The organism is Pseudooceanicola lipolyticus, assembly GCF_002786325.1.
Classification (GTDB): Bacteria; Pseudomonadota; Alphaproteobacteria; order Rhodobacterales; family Rhodobacteraceae; genus Pseudooceanicola_C; species Pseudooceanicola_C lipolyticus.
This window is the reverse complement of record NZ_PGTB01000008.1, coordinates 62275-77352: the sequence shown is the minus strand read 5'-3', so window position 1 is coordinate 77352 and position 15078 is coordinate 62275. Positions and strand designations below refer to the sequence as shown.

The window sequence follows — 15078 nt, the reverse complement described above, 5'->3', positions numbered from 1 at the left end:
TGGCGTGGGACAGGGAATTGCAATCGCACTCGAAGCTGTCTGAGGTGCCGTGACAGCCTAAAAATTACCATAATCATGATTACGCGATTATTGGTCGACCCCAAATTTTCCGTGTAGAATTCGCCCTCTACCACCTCCCTGTGGGCGATACCCTGGCGGTACCGGAACCTCTCTCCGGTGCCGCCCTTTCCTGAAAGAACGATTGAACGGCCCATAATGTTTGCGAGACGGATCATCACGTGACCTGCGTTTCGGCAGGCATTCCATTCCGGCGATCTCGCGCCATCCCAAGATTTCTTCTCTGCACTTCCGAATGTAACATATATCGCGTGGCGATATTTCGCGCATCGTGTCCGTTTCAACGGCATGAACTTGCGGGACCGTGTAGCACTAAACATCCAGGAATTGAGACGCGCCCGCAGCCTCAGCCAGGAGGAGCTTGCTCATCGGGCCGATGTGAGTCGCGGCCATATGGGCAAGCTCGAGAACGCCAAGTTCGCGGCCTCCCTCGACCTTCTCGAACGTATCGCCAAAGCACTGAACGTAGATCCAGCAGAGCTCTTCACAAAACGCTAGCCAGTTTTTGCCAGCCCCTGATGCGTCCTGGAGCGGAACGTCTCAAGAGGTAGTCAAATGGAGTGCAGAGAGTTCGATGGGTAAGAAGAAGACAGGCTGGCCCTTCCAGAACGGGTTTCTGAACGACGGTGCGCAGGAGATTCACCTGTTCACCGATTACCGTTGGAATGATGGCTCGGTGAGCCGCCGCTGGCATGTCGATCCAGAACGCTTTGATGCTTGTCTGGTCGAGCTTCGCCCAGTTTCCCTGAAGGCATCAGACCGTTCGGATCAGTAGGAGAACCACTCCGAGTGGCCCATGTTGCCCTCGTAGTCGCCGTATTCAACCATGATACTGCGCAAATAGAAGTACGAGGAACCTCCGCCGGTCGGATAGGCGATCTCCTGACCGCCTTCCGATACGAATGCCTCGGGCCAGGGCGTGTGGGATCGGTAGACCCGCTGGATGTACCGGCAGGTGCGGTTCTCTCGGTCGCAGGAACGGAGAGACCAGTCCCAATACTGTTCACCTCCCCTTTCTCTATAGGCTTGACCGGTGAACCAGATCACATGGGTGCGGTTCAGCCATTCGTATTCGGGCAGAGTGGTGTCGAGCTCGCCCTCCCCGCCGGGCCCGCCCAGCTCGACCGGCACATGTGCGAAGGTGCAGACCCCGAAGGGCGGCAGGCTCGGCCAGGGCGTGATGCGGCGGATCATAGTGCGATAGGCCCGTGCACAGACTGCGCTCGGGGGGAAGCCGCCAGCCATGCAGAGCATGATGGCGCAGTCGATGTCATAGGCCTGCGCCTTCCCCGGGGCTCCGAACACCGCCATCACCCCCATCGCCGCTGCCATCGCCTGTCGCTTCATGTCGCTCTCCCGCAAAAGTTGCGCAGACTATCGCGCAATATGTATTTATCTGCAATATGTCGTATTGACTCCATATGACTTTATGGATTTAAGCGCAGGAAGTAGAAGGGCTCTCGTGGGGAGAGTCCGAACATGCCGATAGCGCGCAACCAGATCCTGATCACCATCGATGGTGTCAAAGACCTGTCCGAACAGGGCATCGCGTTCCGCTGCCGGTATGAACTCGTGGGGTTCACGGACGATGGCAAGCCGCGCTACCAGTGCATCTACCTGCGCGAGGGTGAGCCGGAAGCCATTCTGGTCTCGACCCGGATCACCCCGCACGGGCCTGAGCCGCGGTATTTCAACATATGGCCAGGGCTCTTCAAACATCATCTCGAGTTCGGTGACGGGCGCGATCTGCGCTTTGGTCCTGACTACAGCATCACCCTCGAGGAGCGCGGCTGACGTTATCGCCTTCGGCCGCGACGGCACAGCCCGGACTTCGGGCTGGACCTTTCACGGTGAGCGCCCTGCCTGGGCTGGTTTGGAACATAGCGCTGAAGCCGAGGTCGTTCTGGCCTCGTTGGACGCCACGCCGCCTTCCAGTCGCGACGACACCCTCTCCCTGATCCGCACGACTGCCGTCCGCCACCAGGGGAACCGTGCCCTGCGGCAGGTCAGCCTTGATGCGGACGACTGGCAAATTCTGTTCCGCGCCCTGGTCGAGGCTGAAAGCAGCTACAACCCGACCGCCGTCAGCCCGAAGGATGCCTATGGTCTTGGCCAGCTGATGCCGGATACTGCCCGTGCGCTCGGCGTCGATCCGCGCGATCCCTCCCAGAACCTCGACGGCGCGGCGCGGTATCTGCTCGCACAACTCGGAACGTTCAAGGACATCGACTTGGCGCTCGCGGCCTACAATGCCGGACCGCACCGGGTGGTCGAGTATTCCGGCATCCCGCCTTTCATCGAGACCCGCGACTACATCGCGCGCATCCACCGGATCCGGTCCCGACTTGCGGGTACACCTGTTTCCGCGCCGGACATCCGCGTCGCAGACCGGGTTCCAGCCCGCGCGCCGGTCGTTATCGATCTTCAGTAAAACAAGGGAACTTCGCATGCTCAGACATTGCCTCAGCCGCCTCTTGCCCATCGCCACAACCTTGGCGGCTCTCGCAACGCCCGCTCTCGCGCAGGACTTGTCACCGATCCAGACCATGCTGGAAACCGTCGAGGCCGCGCTGACCGGTCCCATCGGGATCGCGGTTGCCACGCTCGCGGTCATCGGCACCGGATTCATGTGCATGATGGGGCGGCTCAACTGGGGCTGGTTCGCCTCGGTCATCATCGGGATCGTGCTGATCTTCTCGGCCGGTACCATCGTCGACGGCTTCTCCTGAGATCCGAGTAGAGCAGTGGCAGAACGATCCCCCCTTTTTCTGGGCCTCGCCCGTCCGCCCAAGTATCTGGGTCTCCCTGTCGGATACCTCGTGGTGCTGACGACCGGGGTCGTTCTGCCGTTCATCTGGACGAAGTCGATGGTCTTCTTCCTGATTGGTCTCGTCGCCTATCCGATCCTCTGGTTTGTCGCCGACCGCGAGCCGCATTTCTTCGAGGTCCTGCGCGTCTCCTATGGATCAGTGCGTCCGACGAAGAACAGGGCCCTGCATGGAGGCGACAGCTTTGGCGCTTGATGCGGGCACACTTTCCACTTTTGGGGCCGCCCTGCATCAAGCAGGCGGGGGGGAGTTCACGCGGGAGAGTTATCTCGCCGAGCACCTGCCGTATTTCGCGCTCGCGGCTGACGACGTCATGGTACTGCGCGAGGGCGACCTTATGGCGACCCTCCGCCTCGACGGGCTCAACCCGATGACCACGGAAGATGCCCGGCTCGACGCGCTCAAGCGTGCAGTCGCTGCCATCGTCGCCCAGACCGGCAACGCCTTCGGCTTCTACATTCACCGCATCTCCGTGCCGCAGGATCTCGGAATGCGCCCCCTCGAGGGGGACAGCTTCGCCGCCGCGATCGATGCGCGCTGGCAGGCCCATGTCAAAGACCTGCGCCCGGCCAAGCGCCAACTCTATCTCAGCGTCATCCGGCGGCCCGATATCTCGGCCCGCATTCCCCTCCTGCGTGCGCTGGCCCGCAAGGCCTGGGTCAAGGACCGCGCGACACGCCTGCAGGAGTTGAACGAAGTCATGGGCTTCTTCGAGGTAGCGCTTGCCTCGGCCAACCCCGTCAGGCTCACGAAGTCGGGCGGTGAATGGCTGGGCTACCTCAATACGCTGAACGCCGGCAGCTTCTCCCCCATCGCCTTCGGGCAGAGCGCCCTACCCCTCTCGCACACCCTGAGCAACTGTCGCGCGACCTTCGACGGCGATGTCGTCACCCTGACCGACGCCGTGACCGGCCAGGTCAAATACGGCGCACTCTTTTCGATGAAAACCTATCCGGCGCTCACGGACGTCACGCTGCTCGACGCGCTCGACCTGCCTCTCGACATCGTGCTGACCAACTCCTTCAGCCCGATCCCGAACAACATCATGGCCGAGCGCATCCAACGGATCATCCGCCAGATGCACGCCTCCGACGATGCCGCCGTCTCTCTGCGCGAACAACTGGGCCAGGCCGCCGACGATCAGGAGGCGGGACGGATCGCCTTTGGCGATCATCACCTGTCGATCGCCGTCTATGCGCCCGACCGCGATACGCTTGAGCGCGCTGCAGCCCAGATCAAGCGCGTGGGCCAGGAAATCATGTCGGTGATCGTGCGCGAGAACATGGCGCTGAAAGCCACCTACTTCGCACAATCCCCCGGCAACTTTGGCTATCGCGCTCGCAAAACTCCGATCTCCTCGATCAACTTCGCGGATTTCGCCGCCCTGCATGGCAGCGTCGAGGGGCGCGGCCCCAACCAATCGCCCTGGGGCCAGACCATCTCGGTCCTGCCAACCGTCGGCACCTCGGGCTATCGGTTCAATTTTCACGAGGCGGGCAACCCGGGCAAGGAACCGACCGTCGGCCATACGCTCGTGCTGGGGCGCACCGGCACCGGCAAGACGCTCACCACCGCCTTCCTCGCAGCCCAAGCGCAGCGGGTCGGCGCGCGGCTTTTCTTCTTCGACAAGGATCGCGGCCTCGAGATGGCGGTCCGCGCGCTTGGCGGGCGCTACAACGAGATCCGCGCTGGCGTGCCGACGGGCCTGAACCCGCTGATGACCGAGATCGACGAACGGGGCCGCGCCTGGCTCTCGGACTGGCTGGCGACCCTTCTTTCCCGGGGCGGAACCCTCACGGGCGAACAATCCCGCCATATCCAGAGCGCGGTCGCGCAAAATGCCTATGCCGAGGGCTCGCTCCGGCGCTTCGCGAGTTTCGAGACGCTGTTTCAATCGCTCGACGACGATGGCGAGCTACAGTCCCGCGTCGCCGAATGGGCCCCGGGCGGCCGCTATGGCTGGGTCTTCGACGAGCCGGAACATGGTGCCGGGCTCGAACTGGCCTCCGACATCATCGGCTTCGACATGACCGAGATTCTCGACATGACCACCGAGCGGATGGCGGTGCTCTCCTACATCTTCCGCCAGATCGAACGTGTGGTCGAGGATCGCCGCCCCACCATCATCGTCCTCGACGAGGCCTGGAAGCTGCTTGACGATCCCTACTTCGGCGCGCGGCTGGAAAACTGGCTGGTGACGCTGCGCAAGATGAACTGCGTCGTGATCATGATGACGCAGTATCCGAGCCAGCTGCGCGATAGCCGCGTCGGCAAGACCATCGTCGAGACGGTCCCGACCCAGATCCTCTTCCCGAACGACCGTGCCACGATCTCCGATTACGACTTTCTGCGCGTGAACGCCAAGGAGGCTGCCCTCCTCGTGCAGCCCACAATCGGCCAGCGCATCGCGCTCGTGCGCTCGGCGGGCGACAGCGTCTTTGTCGATGCCGATCTCTCCGCCCTCGGCACCCTCCTCCCCATCCTTGGCGGCGGCGCCACCGGCGAGGCCCGTGTGCCCGCCGATTGGCGCGCCAATCCTGATTTCTGGAGACATGTTATATGAATTCGAAACCTCTCCTCGCGCTTTGCGCCGCCGGAAGCCTTCTTTCGGCTTGCGAGAAATACACCGAGAAATCCTCGCCCTGCTTCGGACGCAATGGCGAGCCGCAGGTGACAAGGTCCGCCCTGTCCTTCTCGACCATGGGCGCGCCGGCTCACGCAATGGCCAAGCCCGACTGCACCTTCGAGCCCCTGCCCCGTCCGGAATGAGCCGCGTCGCGATCATATCCGCCGGTTTCTGCCTCGGCCTCAGCACCCTGCCCGCGATCGCCCAGGGCGTGCCGACGCAGGACAATTCCGCGATCGGGCGCGCCATCGCCCGGGTGGCCGCACTGGCCGAGGATCTGGGCGTCCAGCAGGACAAGGATCGCACCGAGACGACCCTGGCCGATGTCCAGGCTGACCAGTTGCGTGTGCTCGAAGAGATGACCACAGCGATCACCGGTCCCGGCGTCGATATCCGCGCGCTCGAGGGCAATGCGGATTTCGGAGTAGCGGCGGTCTACCCGAACACCGACCCGAGCCCGATGAACAGCCGCCTCTTCGGCGACGGTCGCGAGACGGTCGAGATGATGATCGTCGAGGTGGCGGGCGAATTCGCAGGCGCGCCAGGTGTGGCCCGAGCAGGTCTCTCGGCCACCCAGTGGCGCTGTCTCTTCCAGGCCCTGATCAAGCAGGAAAGCCGCTTCAACGTCGCCGCCGAAAGTCCGGTCGGGGCTTATGGGTTGACCCAGCTCATGCCCGGCACCGCCTCCGATCTTGGCGTCGACCGCTATAATGTCAAAGACAACCTGCGCGGCGGCGCGCGCTACATCACCACCCAGCTCAATCGCTTCGGCAACATCCCCCATGCGCTCGCGGCCTATAACGCGGGTCCGGGACGCGTGATCGAATATGGTGGCGTGCCGCCCTTTGCCGAGACCCAAGGCTATGTGCGCAACATCTCCAAGTTTTACAACGAATACCTTGCCGTGGTCGGCGGCGCCGATGCGCTCGGCACGCTCTCGCCCTCGGACTTTGCGCTGGCCGAGTATGCCAGCATCTCCGAGGCCGGCGTCTATTACGCCGCCGACAGTTCCGCCACCACAGAGCAGGTCATCAATCGCCTGCGCGCGATCATCCTGCAGATCGACGCGCAACCCAATGCCAAGGCGGCCTGGGAGCTCAACACCTACGCCAAGGCCGAGATCGGTCGCATCCTCAACCTCCGCGTCCGGCTGATGGCGGCAAACCAGCAGCGCGAGGCGGCCTATGCGCAGCACCTCGTCGCTGACCGGCTGGCCGAGCGCGACTTCATGCAAATGGGAGTTCCCGAATGAGACAGCTTCTCCTGACCGTGGCTGCGGTCACCACGCTTGGGTTTTCCTCGCCCGCAGCGGCCCAAGGTGTGCCAACCTTCGATGGTTCGCAGCTTGGACAACTGGTCGCGCAACTCGAGCACATGGCCGAAGATCTGAACGTCCAGATGCAGCAGCTCGCCACCATGCGGCTGGAACTGGAAACCCAACTGTCGCAGCTCACAAACCTCGAGGCGCAACTGACCTCGCTCATCGAGGGCAGCGGGTTGGGTGAGCTCTTCGCCACGGTCGAAGAATTCCGCGCACTGCGCGGCAAGTTGGTCGCCCCGCTCAACACCGCGCAATCTCTGGCGAGCGGCGATTTCCTGAGCGGCTTCAATCCCGGTGCGGAACTCACAGCCTCGGTCGAGCGGGTTTTGTCTGGCAGCGGTTTCACCTCGGAGCGCCTGAGCACGCTTTCGGGCTCCGATCAGCCCGCCGACAACCGGATCGCCACTTCGGCCGGGGCCAGCGCCATGCTGTCCGTCGCAGCCCAGGAAAGCCATGAAGAAGCGGGCCAAAGCCTCGAGCGGCTCGAGACCATGGTCGGGCTGATCGACGATCAGGACGGGCTGAAGGCCGCCGTCGATCTCAACACCCGCGTCACGGCAGAGCTCGGCATCATCCTGACCCAGATCTGGCGGCTGGAAGCGGCCCAGGGCGTCAGCGCCGGCCAACTTGGCGTCGTCGATGCAGCCACCCTCGCGGATGAACGCAAGTTCCGCTCGATGGCGGTGGATCCATGAGAATGTCCAAGCGCACCCCGAGCCGCTTCACATTGATGGAAGCCGGTCTCCTCAGCCTTTCACTTGTCATTCCGGTCGGTCTTCTCGTCTTGCCCGACCCGGCCTCGGGTCAGGACCGGCCCTTCACCTCGATGGCTATCGCGCGGGACGAGGCCGACGACTGCCGCGTCCCGAAACCGTCCGCCGATCTCGCCGAGACCGCTTACCTGCGCAATGGTTACCGCGCGATCCTGCGCATCCTGATCGCCGAAGAAGCGCTCGCCTCGGAAACCTGCACCTGCCTGCTGGACCAATTTACCTGGGATCAGGCACTTGACGCCCTGCCCCGGTTCCAGACTTCGGACAACCCGCGCCTGCCGTTCAAGGTGCTGGATCTCTACGCCAAGGCCGATGCGCTCGAGGCGCACGTTGCGGAGGTCTGCGCAGAGTAAATGGGGGTCATTCGCGACATTCTGGGACAGGTCGACGCCGCGGTGAACACCGTGGCGCAGGACGGCTTTGTCTCTTCCGCAGCCTCGGTCGGCAACGTCATCTCGGCAGGGGCCACCCTCCTTGTCGTCCTTCTCGGGATCAACGCGGTGATGCAACTCCGCCCCTTGCCATTCGGCACCGGCTTTGCCTTCGGGATCAAGATCGCGCTCGTGGGCATATTCGCACAGAGCTGGGACAATTTCAGTGTCATCTATGGTATTGTGACGGACGTCCCCGACTCCATAGGCGCCTCGATCCTCGCGCTCACCGGCTCGGGCGACGAGGCCGGGGTTTACGAGAGCCTCGACAATATGGTCGCTCGCATCACCGCCTATGGCGACACCATCGGCGACCGCGCGGGATGGGTTTTTGGCGCGGTCCTGGGCGCGATCTTCTTCGTCCTCTCCGCTGTCTTTGCCGCTGTCACCGCCGGGATCATCGCCTTCGCCCGCATCGTCTTCGCGCTGATGATCGTGATCGCCCCCTTCATGATCGTGACCTCGCTCTTCAAGCCGACCCAATCCCTCTTCGAGGCCTGGACCCGCGCCACCATCGGCTATGCGCTTATGCCGGTCGCTGCCGCAGGCGCCGCAGGCATCATCGTCGCCATCGCCGAGGCCATAGGCGATGCCTCCGCCGATCCGGGCGATGTCGAGACCGTCAGCCTCATCCTGCCCTTCCTCGTGATCCTGATCCTCAGCGCCGGGATCATGGCCTCAGTCCCCTACATCGCCTCCAACCTCACCGGCGTCGTGGGCATTGCCTCGAATGCCGTGGGTCTGACCGGCCTCGCGCGCCAGGGCTTCGTGAACACGCGGGAATACGGCACCGGCGCAACCTCGCGCCTCGTCACCGGCAAATCGCCCCATGAGCTGAACCAGATGGCCAATGCGGGTGTGGTGAAAACCGGCGAGATGATCCGGCAAAGCCCCGGCGCGCTTCTCTCCGCCGCCAAGGCCTTCCGCAAACCCTGATGTGAAAGACGACGACTTTGACGAAGACTGTAACCAGTTCCGCAAACCACGACCGCGACGCGTTCGAGGCGGATTTCATCTACGGGCCAAGACGGCGCGAGCGCTTCGCCTGGTTCGTCGCGGCCGCAGGCGTGCTGGTCGGCGTCGCCGGCATGGTCGCGGGCGCAAGCCTCTTTCCGCTCAAGACGACAGAGACCTTCGTGGTCGTGGTCGACAAAGAAACCGGCGAGATGGACCGGGTCGCCGCCGTTCAGGCCCTGACGCTTTCCGAGAGCGATGCCATCATCCAGGCCAATCTCGTCGCTTACGTCGATGACCGCGAGACCTATGACCTGACCGACGGCGAGCAACGCATCAACTCGGTGCTCGATCGTTCGGACGGCGACGCCGCCCGCACGCTGCGCGATCTCTGGTCCTCCACCAACGAAGACTACCCGATTACCGTCTATGGGCGTGACGCCAAGATCGAGGTGGTGATCAAATCCGTGAATCAGATCGAGCGCGGCGTGGCGCAGGTGCGCTTCACCCGCACGCTGCGCCGTCCCCGCGACACCCGCACTGTCACCCGGTCCTATGTCGCCACCGTCGGCTACGACTTCCAACCCGAAACCCGCCAGCGCCTTCAGGACGTCTGGGCCAACCCCTTGGGCTTCGTGGTGACTTCCTACCGCGTCGACGCCGAGACCCTGGAGAACTGACCAAGATGAAATCCCTGCCCGCGCTCCTCCTGGCGCTTGCCCTTCCTGTTGCCGCCCTTGCCGAGGCCACGCCGCAAGGCGGCCCGCTCGATATCCGCATCCGCACCGCCGTCTATAATGAGAACCAGGTCTACCGGATCGAGACCGATCTGCGGCATTCGACCACGATTCATTTCGGGGCGGGCGAGCGGTTTGAAGCAGTGATTGTTGGCGACACCGAAAGCTTCCAGGTCGATCCGATCCCCGAGCTGGGCAACGTGCTGACCATCAAACCGCATGTGGCCAATGCCTCGACCAACATGACGGTGATCACCAACCGACGCACCTATTCGTTCCATCTGCGCGAAGGCTCGATCCCGAACCGCACCGGCATGTTCTTCGAAGTGCGCTTCCGCTACCCCGACGAGGAGCGCCGCGCGGCGGGTTCCACCCAGCCCAAGGGATTTGAGGCCCCGCGCAATTACAACTACCGCGTCTCAGGCGAAGGCGACTTCCGCCCCAGCCATATCTACGACGACGGGCGCTATACGTATTTCGTCTTCCCGGAGAACGGTCGCCAGCCTGCCTTCTTCAAGGCCGATGACCAAGGCCGTGAGCGCACTGTGAACTGGACGCAGGCAGGCAACACCGTCCGCGTGCTCGGGGTGAACACCTACTGGACGCTGCGCATCGGCGATGAGGCGATCTGCGCCTGGCGCGACGAGAGCGCGATCTACGTGAGCAACTGACCATGGCCGATCAAACCCCTCCCGACCTGCAGGACCGCCTCGATCAATTTAGCCAGCGCGGCAAATCCAAACGCCGGGGCAACAGCCTCGGGGTCGGCGCGCTCGCCGCCGCCCTCGCGCTCGGCGGCGCCGGGGTCGCGTATTTCCTCGCAACCGGGTTGCAGGAAGGTGACAGCGCGCTGGAGACCTCCGATGTCGAGACCTTTCAGGACCGCCGCCCCGGCACGGGCGGGCGGTTGGAGTTTCCGCCAGATGAGGCCGAACAACGGATCAATGACGCGCTGATCGCTGTCGAGGAGGCGCTCGACGTGCCCGCGGCCCCTGCCCCGGAGGCAAGCGCCGAGGTGCTGGCCGAGATCGCCAAGCTGCGCGAGGCACTGGCCGCCAGCCAGGCCGCCCGCAACTCGGAAATCCAATCCGCCGTTGCTGACCTGCGCGAGGCCTTCGACGAACAGAAGGCCGCACTCGAATCCATGCTGGCAGCAAAGGAGGCCGAGCTTGCCAACCTGCAACGCCAGACCGAGTCCCGTATCGCCGGGTTGCAAGCCATGCTCGATGCCGAGAGGGCGCAGCGGGAAGGGCTCGAGGCCGAGCTCGACCGCGAAGGGCTGATCGCTGACCAGCGCCTGCTCGAGGAACGCCGCAGGCAGGAAGAGGAACAGCGTCAGCGCGAGGCCGAGCGGGTTGCAGAGGAGCTTCTGACCGCGCAGATCAAATCCCCCGCCGTAGTCTTTGCCGACGGTCCACGGGGTGGCCAAAGTGGCGCGGCGGTCGCCGATCCTGCTGCCGCTGGAACCGGGGGCCCGGTCCTGTCAGGAAACGAGCAGTTCCTGCAGAGTGCGCGACCGCTCGAGGTGCAGGAGGCCACTCGTCTCACCCATCCCGAGCGCACGCTGACCCAAGGGTCCGTCATCCAGGCCGCGCTTCAGACCGCCATCAACAGCGATCTGCCGGGCTCCGTTGTCGCGGTCGTCTCCGAGCCGGTTCCGGCGTTCTCCGGGGACCGGGTTCTGATCCCCCGGGGTTCCCGCCTTTTTGGCCAATACCGCTCCGGCATCGAGATGCACCAGAAGCGCATCCTGATCCTCTGGACCCGCGTCCTGACCCCGGACGGCACCTCGATGGAAATCGCCGCCGTCGGCGGGGACCAGCTCGGCCGGTCGGGCCTCACCGGCCTCGTCGATACCAAGTTCGCCGAGCGCTTTGGCGGGGCGGCTCTGATTTCCGTGATCGGGGCGGCGCCTGCGGTCGCGGCCGAGAGTGCCAACAATGAAACCACCAGCATTGTCCTGGGAGATGTCGGCAGCGACCTGCAGGACGCGGTCGGGTCGGTCATCGCCGATCAGGTCTCGATCGCGCCGACGATCTATGTCGATCAGGGGGCCTCGGTCACCGTGCTCGTGGATCGGGATGTGGTGATTTATTGACCCGGACAGAAAGCCCAGCCTCCTATCTCGAGCGATATCTCGATCCGTTCCGCGACCTTCTGCGGCGCGACGACGTGGTCGAGATCGCGGTCAACCCGGACGGCAAGGTCTGGCTCGAGGTCGCGGGCGACGCCACGATGCGCCACGAAGGCCAGACCGTGGATCGCACCACCGCCCTCAACATGGCCCAGACCATCGTCGGCGACGCCAAGGCCCGCGTCTCTGAAAAGAACCCGCTCGTGTCCGGCAAGGTGGAATATGCGGGCCGCCCCCTCCGGGTCCAGGTCGCCGTGCCGCCCGCCATCGACCGCGGTGCCTCGATCACCATCCGACTTTTCGCCTCGGGCAGCGTCCGGGACTACGCCCCGGCCTATCTCTTCGGCAAGGCCGTCTCGCTCGATGCGCTCCGCGCCGAGAAGATGAAAAACATCGCCAGTCTCGCAGAAGAAAACCTCGAGGTCGCGCTGCAGACCCTCGTCGAGGCGCGGCTCAACGTCCTGATCAGCGGCGGCACCTCGACCGGCAAGACCACTTTCGCCCGCCATCTTCTGACCCATATCACTGAGCACGAACGCCTGATCACCATCGAGGACGCCTTCGAGCTATTCCCCGCCCAACCGAACACCGTCGCCCTCCTGGCCGACCGCGGAACCGGTTCGCAACGCAGCGCCAATGCCCTCCTTCAGGCCTCCCTCCGCATGCGCCCCGACCGGATCATCGTCGGTGAGTTGCGCGGGGCCGAGGCCCTGACCTATCTCGAGGCCATCAACACTGGCCATGGTGGGTCGGTCTCCACGATCCACGCCGAAACCGCGGAACTCGCCATCGACCGGCTGGCGATCATGGTGCTGCAGGCCGGCACACCGCTGACCTTCGCTGAAGTGCGGGAGTACATCCGGAAATCCATTGATGTGATCGTGCAGCTGGGGCGGGCCGAGGGCAAACGGGGGATCACTGAGTTCTATCTGCCTGGAAGCAGAAACCAGCCGCCGCCTTGAGGCTCGTTAGCAGAACTGGGTCTCCGGAACCATAATGCGTGGGCACTGCTGATGTCATAGTACTTTAGGCGGTTTCGGCATCTTTCCCCGTCGAAAACGGAACAATCTTGCATAGCGAACACAGGTTCACTCGCGGCTCAGCCTTACCCTCAGTCAATCTTTCAACTGAAGTTTCCTTGCCGGCCATCAGGTCTGAAACCGCCAACATGAAAGCATCCTTGTCGGCTGCTTGCATCGCTCCACGGGCACCTTCAAATCCGCAGTTCAACGCCGCCGCCGCTTGCCCTCTTCGAAGTGCGTCAGAGATTAACCTCGGCGTCCAGGATACAGGGTTCATACTGCCCTGGTTGCCAAGTTCACTCAACAGTATTGCGGTACACCAATCACCTGAACCTGCCGCATCAAGAAAATATGGCGCCTCGAAAGCATCAAGTTCGAACCAATCCCAGCCAAGGCGAAATTCCAAGCCTCGCGGTCCTAAGGTTTGAATGATGAGATTTGGCCCAGTGAGATCACGGATTTCATTGATGTGACCGAGCCTATCTTCGGCAAACTTTAGGACGTGACAAACATCTATTGCCTTTTGAAATTGGCTCTCATCCCCTATGGAAGACGGCTCAAAGAGGACTAGACCTCCACTTTCGCGTACCCAAGAGGCAAGCTTCAGGGCGCTCGGAGACACGCGGTCAAAGAAAAAGATATCGGGAACGCAATCACTATCCAATACCGGCTGGATTTGTCGGATCGTCGTTGATCTGAACCTTGGAAGCCAACCGCCGCAATCCGGGCAAGTCAACACATAACGATGTGACCTGTGGCCTTCAGCATCTACCTTGAATTTCTGAACGACAACTGGCGTGGAGACCGACTGTTCTTGCCATACAAAGTCAGTTTTAACGCCGTCGAACTGAAGGTCGTGAACAACGAAGTCTCCCGGTTCATCACATCCAAGTCGCGCCACAGGAAACGAATCCCAACCCAGCCAGCTCAACAAGGCCATAACATTCCCGCACGAACCGCCTGCCGAAGCAAAGGTCGCCTCAAGGCCCTCCACAACATCCATGGCCACGAAGCCTGTTCCCATGGCCCGTAACCCGATGGCTTCCTGTTTCTTGTCGTCGATCATCGTTCCCAGTCCCCACGAAGCCACATAGATGAGAGCTGGTACTCCGTGTCTGATTCTATGACAGGATCGGAGTAGTCTGCTGTTTCTACATACAAAACACCCACTGACATACGATCTCCTGCGATAGCCCCGTACCTATGGTCATAGCACGCCAACAAGGCGCCGACCGATAAAAGCTTGGAAGATAATGGTGACACGAAAGCCTTGCAACCGCCAAGTTCGCTCAGTGCCCGCCGATACCGGTCCATGGCGGCAAATATCTGCTTGTAAGCTTCGAACGGATTATACTCTGATGCTCTTAGAATGTTGCCTGGTTCGACTTGGAACTCTTCGAACAAGAGTTGCCGATGCTCCCGAATGATCTCGTCTCCGCGTCGTGGTTCTCTAGTTGGAAAAGGGATCACGGGGCAAATCTCGTCAGGGTTCAATTTGTCTCGGATGCGCGACAGCCTAATTCCTTGCTGTTCGCCGAGCACCGGAAACCATACCCGAGGAATCTGATCGGTCGATTCACTATCAAGCTGCCCGCCAAAACCGATCACGTTGGTGACGTCATCACGGAGCGTACCTCGCGCGGCGCCGATGTCAGCCGACACGCTCTCGGCGGTCGTCACATGGAGATTTACGTCCGGTCCATCTACACTCATTTTGTCAAGCTCGTGGAGCAGAGATGCGACCGCCGTTAGCGCCACCATCCTGGGCATAGCGCTAATGTCCACCACAACGTCAGTATACACGCCCAAAGAACCCGCGGCGCGCAATGCCTGCCGCACGTTCCTAGAAGTGGCGTTACCTTTCCCGGAGCGTCCGAGTGAGACCTCAATCTCGCGAATCTTCGATGCGCCGACCAAAGCTTCGAGTTTTTTAACGTTTTCGAGAGTGAGCTGGATTCTTAATTCGCTGTCTTGGAAGCCGTTGTCGAAGGCAAGCAACCAAACATCGACTTCCCCACCAAACTCCACGATCTTATCCAAAACAGATAGAGCCCTCGGGTCGTACCCACGCCCAAGCACAAACAAGAAACGCTTGGAAGGTTCATTTGCGTATTTCTGCCAAAAGGCATCAAAATCCTCACCCTGACGGAAGATATAGGGGTCCCAACGCATGA

At 62.3% G+C, this 15078-nt stretch carries 18 protein-coding genes; 15 read left to right on the top strand and 3 right to left on the bottom strand.

Annotated features, from left to right (window positions below; translation table 11 throughout):
* Window positions 1–366: 366 nt before the first annotated feature.
* Both CVM52_RS05060 and CVM52_RS05055 read left to right on the top strand, forming a co-directional pair.
* Window positions 367–576 (top strand): helix-turn-helix domain-containing protein, encoded by a 210-nt coding sequence (locus tag CVM52_RS05060; RefSeq protein ID WP_007120600.1) that lies wholly within the window; start codon window positions 367–369, stop codon window positions 574–576.
* A 76-nt stretch (window positions 577–652) separates the two neighbouring features.
* Window positions 653–853 carry a hypothetical protein gene (locus tag CVM52_RS05055; protein WP_007120601.1) on the top strand — a complete coding sequence of 67 codons (201 nt, stop codon included), beginning with the start codon at window positions 653–655 and terminating at the stop codon, window positions 851–853.
* Here the strand turns inward: CVM52_RS05055 and CVM52_RS05050 are convergent.
* The gene (locus tag CVM52_RS05050) at window positions 847–1425 is read right to left on the bottom strand and encodes a hypothetical protein (RefSeq protein WP_007120602.1); all 579 of its coding nucleotides are present in this window, start codon (window positions 1423–1425) and stop codon (window positions 847–849) included. The two genes, CVM52_RS05055 and CVM52_RS05050, sit on opposite strands and share 7 nt — an antisense overlap.
* Window positions 1426–1557: 132 nt before the next feature.
* Here CVM52_RS05050 and CVM52_RS05045 point away from each other — a divergent pair, with 132 nt between their 5' ends.
* The 13 genes from CVM52_RS05045 (at window position 1558) to virB11 (ending at window position 12844) form a co-directional block, all read left to right on the top strand.
* Window positions 1558–1872 carry a hypothetical protein gene (locus tag CVM52_RS05045; protein ID WP_007120603.1) on the top strand — a complete coding sequence of 105 codons (315 nt, stop codon included), beginning with the start codon at window positions 1558–1560 and terminating at the stop codon, window positions 1870–1872.
* A gap of 79 nt (window positions 1873–1951) precedes the next feature.
* A complete protein-coding gene (locus CVM52_RS05040; RefSeq protein WP_100161462.1) occupies window positions 1952–2509 on the top strand; it encodes a lytic transglycosylase domain-containing protein in 558 nt (185 codons plus the stop codon).
* A 16-nt stretch (window positions 2510–2525) separates the two neighbouring features.
* The gene (locus CVM52_RS05035) at window positions 2526–2807 is read left to right on the top strand and encodes a TrbC/VirB2 family protein (RefSeq protein ID WP_040609066.1); all 282 of its coding nucleotides are present in this window, start codon (window positions 2526–2528) and stop codon (window positions 2805–2807) included.
* A gap of 15 nt (window positions 2808–2822) precedes the next feature.
* Window positions 2823–3101: a VirB3 family type IV secretion system protein gene (locus CVM52_RS05030; protein WP_040609064.1), complete on the top strand. Its 279-nt coding sequence runs from the start codon at window positions 2823–2825 to the stop codon at window positions 3099–3101.
* A complete protein-coding gene (locus CVM52_RS05025) occupies window positions 3076–5469 on the top strand; it encodes a VirB4 family type IV secretion/conjugal transfer ATPase (protein ID WP_172839585.1) in 2394 nt (797 codons plus the stop codon). The genes CVM52_RS05030 and CVM52_RS05025 overlap by 26 nt, the downstream gene beginning before the upstream one ends.
* Before the next feature lie 202 nt (window positions 5470–5671).
* Window positions 5672–6784, top strand: coding sequence for a lytic transglycosylase domain-containing protein (locus CVM52_RS05015; RefSeq protein WP_009804201.1), 1113 nt, complete (start codon window positions 5672–5674; stop codon window positions 6782–6784).
* Window positions 6781–7548, top strand: a complete 768-nt coding sequence (locus CVM52_RS05010; protein WP_071974400.1) for a type IV secretion system protein — start codon at window positions 6781–6783, stop codon at window positions 7546–7548. The genes CVM52_RS05015 and CVM52_RS05010 overlap by 4 nt, the downstream gene beginning before the upstream one ends.
* A 2-nt stretch (window positions 7549–7550) precedes the next feature.
* Window positions 7551–7979, top strand: coding sequence for a hypothetical protein (locus CVM52_RS05005; protein WP_240620866.1), 429 nt, complete (start codon window positions 7551–7553; stop codon window positions 7977–7979).
* Entirely contained in the window at window positions 7980–8993 is a 1014-nt protein-coding gene (locus tag CVM52_RS05000; RefSeq protein WP_100161461.1) for a TrbL/VirB6 family protein, read from the top strand.
* Between the two features lie 17 nt (window positions 8994–9010).
* Entirely contained in the window at window positions 9011–9691 is a 681-nt protein-coding gene (locus CVM52_RS04995; protein WP_100161460.1) for a VirB8 family type IV secretion system protein, read from the top strand.
* A 5-nt stretch (window positions 9692–9696) separates the two neighbouring features.
* Window positions 9697–10419 carry a TrbG/VirB9 family P-type conjugative transfer protein gene (locus tag CVM52_RS04990; RefSeq protein WP_071974403.1) on the top strand — a complete coding sequence of 241 codons (723 nt, stop codon included), beginning with the start codon at window positions 9697–9699 and terminating at the stop codon, window positions 10417–10419.
* 2 nt (window positions 10420–10421) lie between these two features.
* A complete protein-coding gene (locus CVM52_RS04985) occupies window positions 10422–11846 on the top strand; it encodes a TraB/TrbI/VirB10 family type IV secretion system protein (RefSeq protein WP_100161459.1) in 1425 nt (474 codons plus the stop codon).
* Window positions 11843–12844 carry a P-type DNA transfer ATPase VirB11 gene (gene virB11, locus CVM52_RS04980; protein ID WP_067922297.1) on the top strand — a complete coding sequence of 334 codons (1002 nt, stop codon included), beginning with the start codon at window positions 11843–11845 and terminating at the stop codon, window positions 12842–12844. The genes CVM52_RS04985 and virB11 overlap by 4 nt, the downstream gene beginning before the upstream one ends.
* A 64-nt stretch (window positions 12845–12908) precedes the next feature.
* Here the strand turns inward: virB11 and CVM52_RS04975 are convergent, their stop codons facing one another.
* Entirely contained in the window at window positions 12909–13970 is a 1062-nt protein-coding gene (locus CVM52_RS04975) for a carbohydrate kinase family protein (RefSeq protein ID WP_067267214.1), read from the bottom strand.
* Window positions 13967–15076, bottom strand: coding sequence for a hypothetical protein (locus CVM52_RS04970; RefSeq protein ID WP_100161458.1), 1110 nt, complete (start codon window positions 15074–15076; stop codon window positions 13967–13969). Before CVM52_RS04970 ends, CVM52_RS04975 begins: the two co-directional genes overlap by 4 nt.
* Between the last annotated feature and the right edge of the window lie 2 nt (window positions 15077–15078).

Excerpts from the sequence above, each read along its gene's own strand:
- CVM52_RS05060 (WP_007120600.1), top strand. The coding sequence starts at position 367 with ATGAACTTGCGGGACCGTGTAGCACTAAACATCCAGGAATTGAGACGC.
- CVM52_RS04990 (WP_071974403.1), top strand. The coding sequence starts at position 9,697 with ATGAAATCCCTGCCCGCGCTCCTCCTGGCGCTTGCCCTTCCTGTTGCC.
- CVM52_RS04970 (WP_100161458.1), bottom strand. The coding sequence starts at position 15,076 with ATGCGTTGGGACCCCTATATCTTCCGTCAGGGTGAGGATTTTGATGCC.
- CVM52_RS05000 (WP_100161461.1), top strand. The coding sequence starts at position 7,980 with ATGGGGGTCATTCGCGACATTCTGGGACAGGTCGACGCCGCGGTGAAC.
- CVM52_RS05045 (WP_007120603.1), top strand. The coding sequence starts at position 1,558 with ATGCCGATAGCGCGCAACCAGATCCTGATCACCATCGATGGTGTCAAA.
- CVM52_RS05050 (WP_007120602.1), bottom strand. The coding sequence starts at position 1,425 with ATGAAGCGACAGGCGATGGCAGCGGCGATGGGGGTGATGGCGGTGTTC.
- CVM52_RS04975 (WP_067267214.1), bottom strand. The coding sequence starts at position 13,970 with ATGATCGACGACAAGAAACAGGAAGCCATCGGGTTACGGGCCATGGGA.
- CVM52_RS05015 (WP_009804201.1), top strand. The coding sequence starts at position 5,672 with ATGAGCCGCGTCGCGATCATATCCGCCGGTTTCTGCCTCGGCCTCAGC.
- CVM52_RS05035 (WP_040609066.1), top strand. The coding sequence starts at position 2,526 with ATGCTCAGACATTGCCTCAGCCGCCTCTTGCCCATCGCCACAACCTTG.
- CVM52_RS05055 (WP_007120601.1), top strand. The coding sequence starts at position 653 with ATGGGTAAGAAGAAGACAGGCTGGCCCTTCCAGAACGGGTTTCTGAAC.
- CVM52_RS04985 (WP_100161459.1), top strand. The coding sequence starts at position 10,422 with ATGGCCGATCAAACCCCTCCCGACCTGCAGGACCGCCTCGATCAATTT.
- CVM52_RS05010 (WP_071974400.1), top strand. The coding sequence starts at position 6,781 with ATGAGACAGCTTCTCCTGACCGTGGCTGCGGTCACCACGCTTGGGTTT.
- CVM52_RS05025 (WP_172839585.1), top strand. The coding sequence starts at position 3,076 with ATGGAGGCGACAGCTTTGGCGCTTGATGCGGGCACACTTTCCACTTTT.
- CVM52_RS05005 (WP_240620866.1), top strand. The coding sequence starts at position 7,551 with ATGTCCAAGCGCACCCCGAGCCGCTTCACATTGATGGAAGCCGGTCTC.